This is a genomic window from Burkholderia cepacia, assembly GCF_001039005.1.
GTDB classification, from domain to species: Bacteria; Pseudomonadota; Gammaproteobacteria; order Burkholderiales; family Burkholderiaceae; genus Burkholderia; species Burkholderia theae.
Window position 1 is genome coordinate 27,046 of the sequence record NZ_LDWR01000088.1, and the last position, 16,028, is coordinate 43,073.

Genomic DNA, 16,028 nt, shown 5'->3' on the forward strand with positions numbered 1-16,028 from the left:
AAGTCGGCGTTTCAATGACTTTAGCGGGGACGCACCGGCGGTCGTCAATCGGCGCGTTATTCGCCGTTGGGGGCCGTTCGGTGCATCTTCGCGTAAAGATACGGGTACGGAACCGATTCTGACACGAACTTTTTTTGACGGGCCGGCTGCCGCCGGGCACGCGTTCCGCGCGACGGCGATAGAATCGACGGATCGCCCGCCGCGGCCTGCCGCCGGCGCGCATTCGCACCGATAACGACGAGACGCCCCACCGATGAACGCACTGGAACACCAACTCGACTATCCCTTCGCCGACACGCTGCCTGCCGCGGGCGACACGTTCGAGGTCGCGCCCGGCGTGCGCTGGCTGCGCATGCCGCTGCCGTTCTCGCTCGACCACATCAACCTGTGGCTGCTGCGCGACGAGATCGACGGGCAGGCCGGCTGGACGATCGTCGATTGCGGGATCTCGTCAGACGCGATCCGTACGCACTGGGAACAGATCTTCGACACGCATCTCGACGGCCTGCCGGTGCTGCGCGTGCTCGTCACGCACTGCCACCCCGATCACTTCGGGCTCGCGAACTGGCTGTGCGAAGGCGGCGACCGGGGCCGCTGGAACGTGCGGCTGTGGATGACGCTCGGCGAGTACATGTTCGGCTGCCTGATGGCGGCCGGCAACGGCTCGAACGCGGGCGGCGCGGCGGCCGCCGATCACTTCGCGCGCCACGGGCTGACCGATCCCGCCGCGCTCGACAAGCTGCGCAACCGCCGCAACTACTACTCGGATCTCGTGCCGGCCGTGCCGCCGCGCTACCGGCGCCTGCGTGAAGGCGACGCGGTGACGATCGGCACGCGCACATGGCGTGTCGTCACCGGCTTCGGCCATTCGCCTGAACATTGCGCGCTGCACAGCGAAGCGGACGGCGTGCTGATCTCCGGCGACATGGTGCTGCCGCGCATCTCGACCAACGTGTCGGTGTTCGATCTCGAGCCGGAAGCGAACCCGCTCGCGCTGTACCTGCAGTCGCTCGGCCGCTACGAGACGATGGCGCCCGACACGCTCGTGCTGCCGTCGCACGGCAAGCCGTTCCGCGGCGTGCGCACGCGCATCGCGCAACTGCGCGCGCACCACGACGCGCGGCTCGACGAAGTGCGCGTCGCGTGCGCGGCGCAGCCGACGAGCGCGGCCGACATCGTGCCGATCATGTTCCGCCGCCGCGAGCTCGATATCCACCAGATGACGTTCGCGCTCGGCGAGGCGCTCGCGCACCTGAACCTGCTGTGGCTCGCGGGCGAACTCGTGCGCGAGCAGGGCGACGACGGCGTGCTGCGGTTCCGCACCGCCCGCTGATACCGCTTCGTTGTCCTCACACGACGGGTTCGTAACGCCACCCGTCGTGATGCCATTGCATCGTGTGCGTCGGTGCGAGCGCCGCGAGAAATGCGGTGTCGTGCGACGCGACCACGATCGCGCCCGGGAAGCCGGCGAGGGCGGCTTCGATCGCGCGCACCGATTCCAGATCGAGGTGATTGGTCGGCTCGTCGAGCAGCAGCAGTTGCGCGGGCGTGCCGCGCCACAACGCGCATGCGAGCGCGGCCTTCAGCCGTTCGCCGCCGCTCAGTTGCCGCGCCGGCTGCGTCGCGCGCGCCGCGTCGAGCTGCAACAGCGCGAGACGGCTGCGCAGGTCGCCTTCGGCGAGCGGCGTATCGAGCAGCCCCAACTGCTCGACGATCGAGCGCTCGGGATCGAGCAGCGCGAGCCGCTGGTCGAGATACGCGGCGCTCACATGCGTCGCGCATGCGCCTGAACGTGGCGCGAGCTCGCCCGCGAGCATCCGCAGCAACGTCGATTTGCCGCAGCCGTTCGGCCCCGTCAGCGCGATGCGCACGGCGCCGCTCGCCGACCACGTGATCGTTTCGGCGTCGCCCGCGACGCGCCACGGCAGTCGCGCGTGTTCGAGCGTGAACAGCTGGCGCCGCGCGCTGACCTCGGTGCCCGGCAGCGACACGAGCACGGGCGCATCGGCTTCGACGCGCGCGGCGGCTTGCTGCACGCGTTCGTCGAGCGTCGCCTTGAACGTGTCCTGACGACGCCGAACCTGCCCCATGATGTGGCGCGCCGCACCCTTGCGGCTCTGTTTCGCCATCGACGACAGGTTGGCCGTCTTTGCGTCGCGCAGCGAGCCGGCCGCGTGGCGCTGGATCGTGTCGTGTTCCTGTTCGAGCCTGCGCCTGACGCGCCCGCGCTCGCTGCGCGCATGATCGAGTGCTGCGTGCGCGGCATCCTGTTCCGCGTCGCGCTGCGCGCGGTAGAGCGCGTAGTTGCCGCCGTACGAGCGCGCGCCGTGCGGCGTCAGTTCGACGATGCGCTGCACGCCGGCGAGCAGCGCGCGGTCGTGGCTCACGATGACGAGACCGCCGCGCCAGCCGTCGAGCGCCGCGCGCAGCCACGCGCGGCCGGGCGCGTCGAGATGGTTGGTCGGTTCGTCGAGCACGAGCAGGCCGGCGCCGGACAGCAACGCGCCGATCAGCGCGACGCGCGCGAGCTGGCCGCCGCTCAGCGCCTGCGCGGGCGTGGCGGGCTGCACGTCGTGCAGGCCGGCCGCGTCGAGTGCCGCGCGCAGCTGCTCGGCGAGATTCCAGCGCTCGCCGATCAGGTCGAAGTCGTGCGGCTCCGCGCGACCGTGGGCGAGTCGCGCAAGCGCGCCGAGCGGCGCATCGAGCGCGGCGATTTGCGCGACGGTGCGCGGTCCGGCCGACGCATCGTCGTGCTGCTGCGCGACGTAGACGACCGGCGTGTGCCGGTCGATCGTGCCCGAGCTCGGCGCGCGGCGGCCCGCGATCAGCTGCGCGAGCAGGCTCTTGCCGATGCCGTTGCGGCCGACGATGCCGGTCGGCGTGCGGTCGATGGAAAGGTCGAGCGAATCGAACAGCGTGACGCCGTCGTCGAAGCGAAAGGAAACGTGATGAAGCGCGACGAGCGCGCCGGTCGGCGTGGCAGCAGCCATAAGCACCTCCGAAAATGCGTGAAGACCTTCGCGCGGCGTGCGTGGCACGACGGCGAAAACATTTTGGGAAGGCTTAGTTGTTCACTTTGGCTGGCGTCCGGTATGAGGAATAGGCGCGGAGTGTAGCAAGCGCCGCACGCGGGCCGCAAGCGACGGGCGCGCACGCCGTCGCTTGCGCGCCACGCGTGCTTACTGCACGGAGACCGTCGTGAAGTTCTGTCGTCCGAACGGGCTCACGTGATAGCCGCTCACGTTCGTGCGCGTGAGCGCGGCCGCGGTCGGGTAGCCGAGCGGGATCCACAGCGCCTGGTCGTGGATGATCTTCTGCGCCGCTTCGTACAGCTTCGCGCGCTTGGCCTGGTCGGCGGTCGACTTGCCGTCGGCGATCAGCTTGTCGAGCTGCGCGTCGCAGAAGCGCGCGAAGTTGATGCCCGATTTCACCGCGTTGCAGCTGAACAGCGGCGACAGGTAGTTGTCCGGATCGCCGTTGTCGCCGGCCCAGCCCATGAACAGCATGTCATGCTGGCCGAGCTTCGCCTGCTTGATCAGCTCGCCCCATTCGATCACCTTCACTTCCGCCTTCACGCCGATCTTCGCGAGGTCGGCCTGCAGCAGCTCCGCGCCGACCTTCGGGTTCGGGTTCAGCACGCTGCCGGTCGGGCGCGTCCAGATCGTCGTCGAGAAGCCGTTCGGGAAGCCGGCCTGCGCGAGCAGTTGCTTCGCCTTCGCGGGATCGTACGCATACGGCGAGACGTCCTTCGCGTAGCTCCACGTGTTCGGCGGATACGGGTTGTTCGCGGCCGTCGCGGTGTTGTCGAACACGACCTTCAGGTAGGTCGCGCGGTCGAACGCGAGGTTCAGCGCCTCGCGCACCTTGTCGTTGTCGAGCGGCTTTTTCTGCGTGTTCAGCGCGACGAACGCGGTCATGAACGCGGGCGTCTGCACGACCTTCAGCGCGCTTTCGCCCTTCGCGGCGAGCACGTCCTGCGGCTTCGGCGACAGCGCGATCTGGCATTCGCCGGCCTTCACCTTCTGCAGGCGTACCGACGGGTCGGGCGTGATCGCATAGATCAGCCGGTCGACCTTCGGCTTCGTGCCCCAGTACGTCGGGTTGACGTCATAGCGGATCAGCGCGTCCTTCGTGTAGCTCTTCAGCACGAACGGGCCCGTGCCGACAGGCTTCGCGTTCAGGTCGGCCTGCTTGCCGGCCTTCAGCAACTGGTCCGCGTATTCGGCCGAGTAGATCGACGCGAAGCCCATCGTCAGGATCGGCACGAACGTCGCGTTCGGCTCGTTCAGCACGAACTTCACGGTGCTGTCGTCGACCTTCGTGACCGACTTCACGAGCTTCACGAGGCCCATCGACTGCGCGTGCGGGAAGCCGCTCGCGCCGGCCACCTTGTGCCACGGGTTCGCATCGTCGAGCATCCGCGAGAACGTGAACACGACGTCGTCCGCATCGAGCGCGCGGCCGGGCTTGAAAGTGTCGGTGGTCTGGAACGCGACGTTCGGACGCAGGTGGAACGTGTAGGTGAGGCCGTCGGCGCTGGCGTCCCATTTGTCGGCGAGCGCGGGCACGACCTTCTTCGCGGCTTCGTCGTACGACACGAGCGTATTGAAGATCACGTCGGCCGACGCGTTGGTCGTGACGAGCGAGTTGTACTGCACGACGTCGAAGCCGTCCGGGCTCGATTCCGTGCAGACGGTGAGCGGCTTGGCGGCGGCGAGGCCGGGGGCGGCGAGTGCGGCGGCGACCGCGGCCGCGGCGAACAGCTTGACGTGCATAGGATCTCCCACGTGGCTTGTGCTTTTTGCTGGGTAACGGGATGCGGGCGCGGCCCGGAAGCGGACAGGGCCGGCGCGGCTGGCGAATAGCATACCGTCAAAGCGCACGACGCGTGAAAAAAGGCGCCGGAACGCGGCGAATTGACCGACAAACGGCTGCGTTGGCGACGGAACGGGTGTTGACGCGGCGGCGGGTGCCGCGGTGGCGGCGGGAGAGGCGGGCGGCGGGGAGCGGGCGCGGCGCCGTCAGGGCGTGCCGCGGGAGCGGCGCTGACGCAGCGGGAATTGCCGCGATATCGAAGCTTCGATGCGGCGATACGGCCCGGCGCGTGTCGCGCGGGCCGGCCCGCCGGTGTGTCAGTGCGCGCCGGCCTTCGGCTTGCGCGGCGCCTTCTCGAACAGGCGGTCGTACAGCCAGCGCGGCAGCACGTGCAGCACCTTCGCGACGACGCCCATCTGCCACGGAATCACGCGGAACGCGTGCTGCCGCGCGATCGCGCGCGCCGCGCGCGCGGCGAAGCGGTCGGCGTCCATCAGGAACGGCATCCGGTACGGGTTGTGCGCGGTCATCGGTGTGCGGATGTAGCCGGGCGCGATCGTCACGACGCCGACGCCGGCGGCGCGCAGTTCGACGCGCAGCGATTCGAGATACTTGATCGCGGCCGATTTCGACGCGCTGTACGCGCCGGAGCCGGGCAGGCCGCGCACGCCGGCGACGCTCGCGACGCCGACCAGCGTGCCGTGGCGCGAAGCCGTCATCGGGCCGACGAACGGCTCGAACGTCGCGACCATCCCGTAGTAGTTGATGTCCATCACGTTGCGGAACGTCGCGAGATCGCCCTGGCCCGTGACGGCGCCCTGGCTGATGCCCGCGTTCGCGATCACGACGTCGGGACAGCCGTGCGTCGCGATGAACGACGCGGCGGCCGTCGCGAGCGCGTCGGCATCGCGCACGTCGGCGGAATAGACGGTGATGGACAGCTTCGGGAACCGCCGCGCGAACGCATCGAGCGCATCGGTGCGGCGCGCGACGAGCGCGAGCGTGGCGCCCTGACGGGCGTATTCCTCGGCCATCGCGAGGCCGAGGCCGCTCGACGCGCCGGTGATGAAGACCTTCAGCGGAGTAGTCATGCCGGCGCGCGGGCGGGGATCAGAGCTTCTTGTCCTGAACCTGCTTCACGAGGAAGTCGAGCACCTGGGCCGTACCCGGGATGCTGTTCGTGTAAGCGGGACCCGTCTTGTACTTGCCCTGGATGACGACCGTCGGCACGCCGTCGATCGCGTAGTCCTTCAGCAGCTTGGCCGACTGGTTCACCTCGCCCTGCACGCTGAACGAGTTGTACGCGTCCGTGAACTGCTTCTTGTCGACGCCCTGCGTGGCCAGGAAGTCGGCCTGTGCCTGCGGCGTCAGCAGGTAGTTCTTCTGCTTGTGGATCGCGTTGAAGATCGCCGGCGTGACCTTCTCGGAGATGCCGAGCGCGGACACCGCGTAGTACAGCTTCGAGTGCGGGACGAAATCGTCGCGGAAGGCGACCGGCACGCGCTTGAAGTCGATCTTGTCGCCCTGCTTCTTCACCCAGGCCTCGACCGTCGGCTCGAATTCGTAGCAGTGCGGGCAGCCGTACCAGAAGAACTCGATCACCTCGACCTTGCCGGCCGGCGCGGACACCGGCTGCGGCGACTTCATCACCTCGAAGTCCTTGCCGGCGACCGGCGCGGCGGGCGAAGCCTGGGCGAAACCGGCCGCGAGGCCCAGGGACAGAAGGAGCGTGCTAAGCAGTTTTTTCATGTTGTGAACGTCGAATCAGTTGCTCGGGTTGCGAAACGTAGCGGGTTCTGCGTGGGCTCGGCCGGCGGCTTACTGCTTCGTGAAGCGGATCACTGCCGTGTCGACACCTGCATCGGACAGGCGCTGACGGGCCGAGTTCATATCCTCGAACTTCGAGAACGGGCCGACGCGCACGCGGAAATAGGTCACGCCGCTGACGTCGCGCTTCGACACCTTCGACTCGAAGCCCTGGAAGCCGAGGCGCGCGCGCTGCTGCTCGGCATCGCCTTCGGTCTTGTAAGCGCCGACCTGCAGGAAGTAGCCGGTATTCGCGTCGCTCGCGGTCGGCGGCTTCGCTGCCGCGGCGGCCGTGGCCGACGACGTCGGCTTCGGCGTGTTGGCGGCCACCTGCTGTTGCTGCTTTTGCGCGGCGGCTTGCTGCGCCTGCTTCTGCGCGGCGAAGCGCGCGAGGTCGTCCTCGCCGGCCTGCTGCTGCTGTTGCGCCGGCGGCGTCTTCTTCGGCGGCGTGTTGTCGGCCGGCTTCGGCGCGACGGCGACGCCGTTGCCCGACGACGGATTGTTCGACGCGGTCGTGCTGTTCGAGTTGCCGGTGCTGTTCGAACCGTTCGAACCGTTGGCCGACGGCGGCACTTCGACGATCTGCGGCTCGGGCAGCAGGCCGCCCTGGGTCTGGTTCGCGGCCTGGCCGGGCGCGGTGTTGGGCGGCGCGGGTTGCGCGGCCTGCGGCACCGGCTGGCCGGGCGTCTTGCCCTGCAGCGCGCGGTTCGGGTCGAACTGCTGCGGCTGGCTCGCGCCGGCGTCGGCCGGCGGCGGCGCGACCTTCGACACGAATGGAGACGGCGAACGCGTGATGTAGAGCGCCACCACCACGGCGATTGCGAGGCCGACGATCAGGCCCAGCACGATTCCAAGAAATGTTCCTCCGGCTTGTTTCGATTGCTTCGAAGTTCGGCGTGGTTGTGCCATTGCTTGAGTCACCTGCAAAAAGAATCGTGAAAAGGCCGCGGCGGGCGCTGCCGCGGCCATTCGCTGCCCGGTTCGGGCCGCTTACATCCTTACATCTTGGCGGGCGCGGATACGCCGAGCACCGCCAGACCGTTCTCGAGCACCTGCCGGGTCGCGGCGAGCAGCGCGGCGCGCGCATTGCGCGGCGCTTCGTCGTCGACCAGCACGCGCTCCGCATTGTAGAACGAGTGGAATTCGCCAGCGAGATCGCGCAGGTAGAACGCGACCGCGTGCGGCGCCAGCTCGTTCGCCGCGTGCGTGAGCATGTCCGGATACTCGGCGAGCTTCTGCATCAGCGACGCGGCCTGCGCGCTCGTCAGCTGCGACAGGTCGGCGCCCGGCAGCTGCGCGGCGTCGACGTTGTAGCGCGACTTCAGTTCGTTGAGTACCGAGCAGATCCGCGCATGCGCGTACTGCACGTAATAGACCGGGTTTTCGTCGTTCTGTTTCAGCGCGAGATCGATGTCGAACACGAACTCGGTATCGGCCTTGCGCGAGATCAGGAAGAAACGCACCGCGTCGCGGCCGCGCGTGATGGTTGCCTCGTCGATCAGGTCGGGTGCCGATTCCTGGCCCGGCGCCGCGCCGCCCGACCATTCGATCAGGTCGCGCACCGTCACGTAGCTGCCCGCGCGCTTCGAGAGCTTCACTTCCTGGCCATCGCGCATCACGGTGACCATCTTGTGCAGCACGTAGTCGGGATAGCCCTTCGGGATCCCGATGTGCAGCCCCTGCAGGCCGGCGCGCACGCGCGCGATCGTGCCGTGGTGGTCCGAACCCTGGATGTTGATCACCTTCGTGAAGCCGCGTTCCCACTTCGCCACGTGATATGCGACGTCCGGCACGAAGTACGTGTACGTGCCGTCCGACTTGCGCATCACGCGATCCTTGTCGTCGCCTTCGTCGGTCGTGCGCAGCCACAGCGCGCCGTCCTGCTCGTAGGTCATGCCGGCCTTGATCAGCGCGTCGACCGTCTTCTCGACGCGGCCTTCGCTGTACAGCGACGACTCGAGGTAGTACTGGTCGAACTTCACGCCGAACGCCTGCAGGTCCATGTCCTGCTCGCGACGCAGGTACGTCACCGCGAACTTGCGGATCGCGTCGAGATCCTCGACGTCGCCCGTGCCCTTCACCGGCTCGCCGTCCGACGCGGCGACCGTTTCGCCGTTCAGGAAGTCGCGTGCGATGTCGGCGATGTACTCGCCGTTGTACGCGGCTTCCGGCCAGCCCGCGTCGCCCGGCTTCAGGCCGCGCGCGCGTGCCTGGGTCGAGATCGCGAGGTTGCCGATCTGCACGCCTGCGTCGTTGTAGTAGAACTCGCGGTGCACCGCGTAGCCCTGGCTCGCAATCACGTTCGCGAGCACGTCGCCGAGCGCGGCCTGGCGGCCGTGGCCGACGTGCAGCGGGCCGGTCGGGTTCGCCGACACGAATTCGAGCAGCACCTGCTTGCCTTTCTCGCGATCCGACGTGCCGAACGCGCGGCCCTGGTCGAACACGGCGGCAATCACCGCCTGTTTCGCGGCGGCCGACAGGCGCAGGTTGATGAAGCCGGGGCCGGCGATTTCGGCGGCTTCGACGAGCCCTTGCGCGGCCGGCTGCGCGTTGAGCGCGGCGACGATCTGCTCGGCGAGCTGGCGCGGGTTCGCGCCGAGCGGCTTGGCGAGCTGCATCGCGACGTTGCACGCGACGTCGCCGTGCGCGGCGACCTTCGGGCGCTCCAGCGTGATGGCCGGGGCGACGAACGCCACGTCGGCGCCTTTCAGCGCGTGTGCGACCTGCTTGACGCTATCCGCGAGCAGGGCTTCGAGGGTCTGTTTGTGTGCTGGCAGCATGCTGGTAGAAGGCTTGGTTGGTGGCGGTCGGAAACGCCGGCCCGCCGGCGCGCTTTTTAAGCGCGCGTTTCAGGGATCGCAGAATTTTAACAGGTGCTAATATGCCGATCAGGCGGCCCGTGTCCGCGAGGCCGGGCGCCGGTCTGCCGGCGTTCCCCAACGGCATCGCGCAGGCACAACAAGAGAAAAGGGAATAGTCATGATTACGTTCAAGAGCAAGGCGGCACAGGATCTCGACGTGCTGAAGGATTTCGCCGTATATGTGTTGAGCCTCGTCGGCAAGCAGTTGGGCGAGCGCGGCGTGATTACGCACGACGAACTGGACAGCGCGATCGCGAAGCTGGAAGGGGCGGTTGCGCAGGCGAAGCAGGAGCGCGCCGAGCACGCCGGCCATTTCCACGAAGACGAAGCCGACCACGCGCACCACGAAGTGCCGCCGAACCTGGCTCAGCGCGTCGCGCCGTTCCTGATGATGCTGCGCGAAGCGAAGGCCGGCGAGGCCGACGTGCACTGGGGTTTCTGAGCTTCCTGGCCCGGCGGTAAGCGGGTCGGAAAGGCAGGAAAAAGCCCGCTTTCGAGCGGGCTTTTTCTTTTTGTCTGACCAAACGGGCGACCGCCCGCCGGCGCCGCTCAGAGCTGCGGCGCGAGCGCGCGGCGCGCGTCGTCGAGCGACAGCGCCATGCGCCGCGCGTAGTCCTCGAGTTGATCCTGCCCGATTTTCCCGACCGAGAAATACCGGCTGTCCGGGTTCGCGAGGTAGAAGCCCGACACGCTCGCGGCCGGCAGCATCGCCAGCGAGTCGGTCACGCTCATGCCGATCTCGTCGGCACGCAGCACGTCGAACATGTCGCGCTTCACGAGGTGGTCGGGGCAGGCCGGGTAGCCGGGCGCCGGGCGGATGCCCGCGTACTTCTCGGCGATCAGCGCGTCGTTGTCGAGCGTTTCGCCGTTCGCGTAGCCCCACAGCTCGCGTCGAACGCGCGCGTGCATCGCTTCCGCGAGCGCTTCCGCGAAGCGGTCGGCGAGCGCCTTCAGCATGATCGCGCTGTAGTCGTCGTGGTCGGCTTCGAACTGCTTTTCCTTCACGTCTACGCCGAGGCCGGCCGTCACCGCGAACATCCCGATGTAGTCGGCGACGCCCGATTCCTTCGGCGCGATGAAGTCGGCGAGCGAGCGGTTCGGCCGCATCACGCCGTCGACCACCGGACGCACGCTCTGCTGGCGCAGGTTGCGCCACGTGAGCAGCACTTCCGAGCGCGACTCGTCGCTGTAGATCTCGATGTCGTCGTCGTTGACGGTGTTCGCCGGCAGCAGCGCAATCACGCCGTTCGCGGTCAGCCAGCGGCCCTGGATCAGGCGCGCGAGCATCGATTTCGCGTCGGAGAACACGCGTCGCGCCGATTCGCCGACGATCTCGTCGTTCAGGATCGCCGGGTACGGGCCCGCGAGATCCCACGTCTGGAAGAACGGGCCCCAGTCGATGTAGTTCGCGAGATCGTTCAGGTCGTAGTTCTTGAACACGCGGCGGCCGATGAACTTCGGTTTCGCGGGCGTGGTGTTCGCCCAGTCGATCTTCGCCTTGTTCGCGCGCGCTTCGGCCAGCGTGACCATCGGCTGCACCTTGCGGTTCGCGTGCTGGTCGCGGATGCGTTCGTAATCGGACTTCAGCTCGTCGAGGTACTTCGTCGCGCCTTCGTCCGACAGCAGGCTCGACGCGACCGACACCGAGCGCGACGCATCGGGCACGTAGACGACCGGGCCTTCGTAGTGCGGCGCGATCTTCACGGCCGTGTGCACGCGCGACGTGGTCGCGCCGCCGATCAGCAGCGGGATCTTCTTCACGCGGAAGTAGTCGTCGCGCTGCATTTCGGACGCGACGTACGCCATTTCCTCGAGGCTCGGCGTGATGAGGCCCGACAGCCCGATGATGTCCGCGCCCTCGACCTTCGCCTTCGCTAGGATCTCGTTGCACGGGACCATCACACCCATGTTGACCACTTCGAAGTTGTTGCACTGGAGCACGACCGACACGATGTTCTTGCCGATGTCGTGCACGTCGCCCTTCACGGTCGCGATGACGATCTTGCCCTTCGCGCGCACGTCGCCGCCCGCTTCCGCGAGCAGGCGTTTTTCTTCCTCGATGAACGGGATCAGGTGCGCGACGGCCTGCTTCATCACGCGCGCCGACTTCACGACCTGCGGCAGGAACATCTTGCCCTGGCCGAACAGGTCGCCGACGATGTTCATCCCGTCCATCAGCGGGCCTTCGATCACGTTGATCGGGCGGCCGCCCGCCGCGTCGATCTTCGCGCGCACTTCCTCGGTATCCTCGACGATGAAGGTCGTGATGCCGTGCACGAGTGCGTGCGAGAGCCGCTTCTCGACCGGCTGGTTGCGCCACTCGAGGTTCTCTTCCTTCTTCGCGCCGCCGACCTTGAACTTGTCGGCGATCTCGAGCAGGCGGTCGGTGGAATCGTCGCGGCGGTTCAGGATCACGTCCTCGACGCGCTCGCGCAGCTCCGCGTCGAGATCGGCATACACGCCGAGCTGGCCCGCGTTCACGATGCCCATGTCCATCCCCGCCTGGATCGCGTGGTACAGGAACACGGTGTGGATCGCCTCGCGCACCGGGTCGTTGCCGCGGAACGAGAACGACACGTTCGACACGCCGCCGCTCACCTTCGCGTACGGCAGGTTCTGCTTGATCCAGCGGGTCGCCTCGATGAAGTCGACCGCGTAGTTGTTGTGTTCCTCGATGCCGGTCGCGACCGCGAAGATGTTCGGGTCGAAGATGATGTCTTCCGGCGGGAAGCCGACTTCGTTCACGAGGAAGTCGTACGAGCGTTTGCAGATCTCGGTCTTGCGCGCGTACGTATCGGCCTGGCCCGTCTCGTCGAACGCCATCACGACGGCGGCCGCGCCGTAGCGGCGGATCAGGCTCGCGTGGTGGCGGAACGCTTCCTCGCCTTCCTTCAGCGAGATCGAGTTCACGATCGCCTTGCCCTGCACGCACTTGAGGCCGGCCTCGATCACGTCCCACTTCGACGAGTCGATCATGATCGGCACGCGCGCGATGTCCGGCTCCGACGCGATCAGGTTCAGGAAGCGCACCATCGCCGCCTTCGAATCGAGCATCGCCTCGTCCATGTTGATGTCGATCACCTGCGCGCCGTTCTCGACCTGCTGGCGCGCGACGGCCAGCGCGTCGTCGAACTGGCCGTTGAGGATCATCCGCGCGAACGCCTTCGAGCCGGTGACGTTGGTGCGTTCACCGACGTTGATGAAAAGCGTTCCGGACGTGACGTTGAACGGCTCGAGGCCGGCGAGGCGCATCATGTGATCGGTCATGGCGTGCGAATTCGTGTAATGAAGGGCGTGGGCGGTCGGGTCAGGCGTTGTCGCTGTACTGGTTCGGCCAGCGGCGCGGCTTCACGTCGGCGAGCGCCTTCGCGATCTCGGCGATGTGCTCGGGCGTCGTGCCGCAGCAGCCGCCCGCGAGGTTCACGAGCCCGGCCTGCGCGAATTCCTTCAGCAGGCCCGACGTGACGTCAGGCGTTTCGTCGAAGCCGGTGTCGCTCATCGGGTTCGGCAGGCCCGCGTTCGGGTAGCACGACACGTAGGTGTCGCACAGCTTCGCGAGCTCGGCGATGTACGGGCGCATCAGCGCCGCGCCGAGCGCGCAGTTCAGGCCGAACGTGAGCGGCTTCGCGTGGCGCAGCGAGTTCCAGAACGCCTCGACCGTCTGGCCCGACAGGATCCGGCCGGACGCGTCGGTGACGGTGCCCGAGATCATGATCGGCAGGCGCTCGCCGGTGTCTTCGAACAGCTCGTCGAGCGCGAACAGCGCGGCCTTCGCGTTCAGCGTGTCGAAGATCGTCTCGACGAGGAACAGATCGACGCCGCCGTCGAGCAGCGCCTTCGCCTGCTGGTAGTACGCGGTGCGCAGCTCGTCGAACGTGACGTTGCGCGCGCCCGGATCGTTGACGTCCGGCGAGATGCTCGCCGTCTTCGGCGTCGGCCCGATCGCGCCCGCGACGAAGCGCGGTTTGTCGGGCGTCGCGTATTTCGCGGCCGATTCGCGCGCGAGCCGCGCCGATTCGACGTTCATCTCGACGACGAGATCTTCCATCCCGTAGTCGGCCTGCGCGACGGTCGTCGCGCCGAACGTGTTGGTCTCGACGATGTCGGCGCCGGCGGCGAAGTACTGGTCGTGGATTTCGCCGATGATCTGCGGCTGCGTGAGCGACAGCAGCTCGTTGTTGCCCTTGATGTCGCGCGGGAAATCCTTGAAGCGCTCGCCGCGATACGCGGCTTCGTCGAGCTTGTAGCGCTGGATCATCGTGCCCATCGCGCCGTCGAGGATCAGGATGCGCGATTTCAGCAGCGCGGGCAGTGCGGCGCCGCGCGTGTAGGGCGCGTCGAGCGGGGCGGAAGCGGCGAGAGGAGTCGCAGACATGGGCGATGGACCGGCGAAGACGGGAAAACCGTCATTGTAGCCGGTGCGCCTGGCCGCCGCCCGGCCTTGCGCGGCGCCGGCGGCGTGCCCGCCAAATGAAAACCCCCGCGCGGCGAACCGGGCGGGGGCATGATCGGAGTGCTCGCGACGCCGCGGCGGTGCGCGGCGAATGGCCCGGCCGCACGAGGCGCCGGGCTGAGGTTGTCAGTGCAGCACGACCGGCATCATCATCAGGCTGTCGAATTGTCCGAGGAATTCGTCGACTTCGTCGAGCGACGGTTCATCCTCGATCAGCTGTTTCACGTGTGCGCGGAAGCGTTCGGCAAGTTCGCCGTCGATGAAGATTTCGCGCTGCGCGTTCTTGTCGACGATTTCGTACCCACCGGCATTCATCAGATGGTGGCCGGCCTGCGGCGCGAATTCGACGACGCAGTAGTTGGGGCTGTTGTAGATCATTTGCATGGCGGCACTCCTCTTCGCAGTGGCATCTGGCCTTGTTGTCCCCTAGGTGGGGCGAGCCTTGCCGGTTTCAAGGGGCTTGCGCTGCACACCCTGTTCTCCCGTTGTGTAGGGTGTATCGGTTAGAAGCCGATGTCTATGAAACGTTTCTTATTGTCTGCCGGTGTACGGAAATAGTTGTTAAAGAGTGTCATCGGCCATTTCGCGGAAATCTGTAATCGGTCGAAATTGCCGAATCGCGTGCATTCATTCACGGTGCAGCCGGCGATGATGCGGGCGGTGCAGCCGGTTGTGCCGGCGGTTGCACGACGGCCGGCGGTGCGGGTTGTGCCGGTTCTTCGGTTGATGCGTCGGGCGCCGCTGCGGCGGCGGGCGGGTTCGTTGCGCCGGCTGCCGGCGCGGCATCGGACGGCGCGCTCGGCGCCGCGAGCCGGCCGTGCCACAGCAGTTCGATCTGCGCGCCATTCGGCTCGGTCTGCACGAGCCGTGCGGGCAGCCAGTCGAGCGACGGCGCGAGCCACATGTCGATGCGGCGCGTGTCGCCGTCGCGGCGCGGCAGGCGCATGAAGTGCCGCGCATTGATGATACCGGCTTGCGTCTGCACCTGCTCGTCGCCGATCACCGTGATCGGCCAGGTCTCGCCGCTGTTGTTGTCGATCACGAAGAACTGCTGCGTGACGCCCGGCTTGTATGCGGCGGGATTGCCGCGCACGAGCCCCGACAACTGCATCAGCATGCTGAAGCGGTCCTGCACGCCGTCGGGCAGCGGCGCGTTGTTCGGCGTACGCGTAAACACGACCTGCCGGATCTCGCGGTTGAAGATCGCGATGTCTTCCGGCCGCTTGCCGCGCTTCTCGACGTAACGGTCGGGCGCGACGCCGAACGCGTCGATGCGGCCTTCGCTGCGATAGGTGAACGGGCCGACGAACGGCACGGGCATCGATACCGACAGGTCGTAGGTGCGTCCGTCGGTGCGCCAGCGGATCGTGCCGATCATGTTCTGCATCCCGTTGTAGAACGTGTCGTACTGCAGGTCGCCGGACGGCGGCGCGGCGAACTTCACGCCGTTCGTCGCCGGGCCCGGCGTCACGGCGCTGGCGGCGCCGGCGGCCGACGCGGCATGCGCGCCCGATGCGCCGGGTACGCCGCTTGCCGCGGATGCGGCGGCCGGTGGCGGCTCCGCGTGCTCGGCGGTCTGTGTCGATGTGAGGACTGGCTCCGGCGCGGGTTTCGGTGCGGCGGCCTTGGGCGTGGCCGGCGCGGGCGCGGCCGGATGCTCGACCGGCTTCGGCGCGGGCGGCGCGGGCTGGCGCTCGATCGGTTGCGGCTTCAGCAGCTCGATCTGCACGGGGACTTCGGCGGGCGCGGGCGGCGTGAACGAATCGCGGTTGCGCATCAGCCAGAGCGCGGCGAGCGCGTGCAGCACCAGCACGACGACGAGCGCGATACCCACGCGCAGCCAGCGGCGGGGCAAGGCGTGACGCGGGCGGATGTCGGCAGGCTGCATGGGCATCGGAACAGGATCGGGGCGAGCGCGTGACGTCGGGCGCGCAGTGCGCGCCACAGGAGTCGGACCGTCGGATGCGTCGCGCGTTCGCGGTGCGCGGCGTGTACCGGGGGGGGGGGGTAGCGCGCGTGTCAGGCGTCGCGCGCGTCGGGACTATAGCCGAGTTCGTAAGACAGTTTCTGTGCGCACGCGCGCAGCGCCGTGT

12 protein-coding genes are annotated in these 16,028 nt (G+C 67.7%); 2 read left to right on the forward strand and 10 right to left on the reverse strand.

The genetic code is table 11. The features are described from left to right. Positions 1–253: 253 nt before the first annotated feature. A complete protein-coding gene (locus tag VL15_RS36595; RefSeq protein WP_048251692.1) occupies positions 254–1,333 on the forward strand; it encodes an MBL fold metallo-hydrolase in 1,080 nt (359 codons plus the stop codon). A 16-nt stretch (positions 1,334–1,349) separates the two neighbouring features. On the opposite strand, the gene VL15_RS36600 is transcribed toward VL15_RS36595, so the two are convergent. From VL15_RS36600 to argS, 6 genes are all read right to left on the reverse strand, one after another. Next, positions 1,350–2,990: an ABC-F family ATP-binding cassette domain-containing protein gene (locus VL15_RS36600; RefSeq protein WP_048251693.1), complete on the reverse strand. Its 1,641-nt coding sequence runs from the start codon at positions 2,988–2,990 to the stop codon at positions 1,350–1,352. Between the two features lie 189 nt (positions 2,991–3,179). Beyond that, positions 3,180–4,775, reverse strand: coding sequence for an ABC transporter substrate-binding protein (locus tag VL15_RS36605; protein ID WP_048251694.1), 1,596 nt, complete (start codon positions 4,773–4,775; stop codon positions 3,180–3,182). A gap of 357 nt (positions 4,776–5,132) precedes the next feature. Continuing rightward, entirely contained in the window at positions 5,133–5,906 is a 774-nt protein-coding gene (locus VL15_RS36610) for an SDR family oxidoreductase (protein ID WP_048251695.1), read from the reverse strand. A 19-nt stretch (positions 5,907–5,925) separates the two neighbouring features. Next, a complete protein-coding gene (locus tag VL15_RS36615) occupies positions 5,926–6,564 on the reverse strand; it encodes a thiol:disulfide interchange protein DsbA/DsbL (RefSeq protein ID WP_048251697.1) in 639 nt (212 codons plus the stop codon). A gap of 69 nt (positions 6,565–6,633) precedes the next feature. Then, positions 6,634–7,530 (reverse strand): SPOR domain-containing protein, encoded by an 897-nt coding sequence (locus VL15_RS36620; protein ID WP_048251699.1) that lies wholly within the window; start codon positions 7,528–7,530, stop codon positions 6,634–6,636. 89 nt (positions 7,531–7,619) lie between these two features. Further along, positions 7,620–9,401, reverse strand: a complete 1,782-nt coding sequence (argS, locus tag VL15_RS36625) for an arginine--tRNA ligase (protein ID WP_048251700.1) — start codon at positions 9,399–9,401, stop codon at positions 7,620–7,622. Positions 9,402–9,600: 199 nt separating this feature from the next. Here argS and VL15_RS36630 point away from each other — a divergent pair, with 199 nt between their 5' ends. Beyond that, positions 9,601–9,924: a DUF1840 domain-containing protein gene (locus tag VL15_RS36630; protein WP_048251702.1), complete on the forward strand. Its 324-nt coding sequence runs from the start codon at positions 9,601–9,603 to the stop codon at positions 9,922–9,924. A gap of 107 nt (positions 9,925–10,031) precedes the next feature. Here VL15_RS36630 and metH read toward each other — a convergent pair whose 3' ends face one another. From metH to VL15_RS36650, 4 genes are all read right to left on the reverse strand, one after another. Next, positions 10,032–12,749: a methionine synthase gene (gene metH / locus VL15_RS36635; protein ID WP_048251704.1), complete on the reverse strand. Its 2,718-nt coding sequence runs from the start codon at positions 12,747–12,749 to the stop codon at positions 10,032–10,034. 40 nt (positions 12,750–12,789) lie between these two features. Then, positions 12,790–13,857 (reverse strand): homocysteine S-methyltransferase family protein, encoded by a 1,068-nt coding sequence (locus VL15_RS36640; RefSeq protein ID WP_048251705.1) that lies wholly within the window; start codon positions 13,855–13,857, stop codon positions 12,790–12,792. A gap of 204 nt (positions 13,858–14,061) precedes the next feature. Beyond that, the gene (locus tag VL15_RS36645) at positions 14,062–14,319 is read right to left on the reverse strand and encodes a DUF3567 domain-containing protein (RefSeq protein WP_006477667.1); all 258 of its coding nucleotides are present in this window, start codon (positions 14,317–14,319) and stop codon (positions 14,062–14,064) included. Between the two features lie 247 nt (positions 14,320–14,566). Further along, the gene (locus VL15_RS36650; RefSeq protein ID WP_048251707.1) at positions 14,567–15,829 is read right to left on the reverse strand and encodes a DUF3108 domain-containing protein; all 1,263 of its coding nucleotides are present in this window, start codon (positions 15,827–15,829) and stop codon (positions 14,567–14,569) included. Positions 15,830–16,028: the final 199 nt, after the last annotated feature.

What these genes read in the sequence shown, in the direction of transcription:
- VL15_RS36595 (WP_048251692.1), top strand. Translation starts at nt 254, where the DNA reads ATGAACGCACTGGAACACCAACTCGACTATCCCTTCGCCGACACGCTG.
- VL15_RS36600 (WP_048251693.1), bottom strand. Translation starts at nt 2,990, where the DNA reads ATGGCTGCTGCCACGCCGACCGGCGCGCTCGTCGCGCTTCATCACGTT.
- VL15_RS36605 (WP_048251694.1), bottom strand. Translation starts at nt 4,775, where the DNA reads ATGCACGTCAAGCTGTTCGCCGCGGCCGCGGTCGCCGCCGCACTCGCC.
- VL15_RS36610 (WP_048251695.1), bottom strand. Translation starts at nt 5,906, where the DNA reads ATGACTACTCCGCTGAAGGTCTTCATCACCGGCGCGTCGAGCGGCCTC.
- VL15_RS36615 (WP_048251697.1), bottom strand. Translation starts at nt 6,564, where the DNA reads ATGAAAAAACTGCTTAGCACGCTCCTTCTGTCCCTGGGCCTCGCGGCC.
- VL15_RS36620 (WP_048251699.1), bottom strand. Translation starts at nt 7,530, where the DNA reads ATGGCACAACCACGCCGAACTTCGAAGCAATCGAAACAAGCCGGAGGA.
- argS (WP_048251700.1), bottom strand. Translation starts at nt 9,401, where the DNA reads ATGCTGCCAGCACACAAACAGACCCTCGAAGCCCTGCTCGCGGATAGC.
- VL15_RS36630 (WP_048251702.1), top strand. Translation starts at nt 9,601, where the DNA reads ATGATTACGTTCAAGAGCAAGGCGGCACAGGATCTCGACGTGCTGAAG.
- metH (WP_048251704.1), bottom strand. Translation starts at nt 12,749, where the DNA reads ATGACCGATCACATGATGCGCCTCGCCGGCCTCGAGCCGTTCAACGTC.
- VL15_RS36640 (WP_048251705.1), bottom strand. Translation starts at nt 13,857, where the DNA reads ATGTCTGCGACTCCTCTCGCCGCTTCCGCCCCGCTCGACGCGCCCTAC.
- VL15_RS36645 (WP_006477667.1), bottom strand. Translation starts at nt 14,319, where the DNA reads ATGCAAATGATCTACAACAGCCCCAACTACTGCGTCGTCGAATTCGCG.
- VL15_RS36650 (WP_048251707.1), bottom strand. Translation starts at nt 15,829, where the DNA reads ATGCCCATGCAGCCTGCCGACATCCGCCCGCGTCACGCCTTGCCCCGC.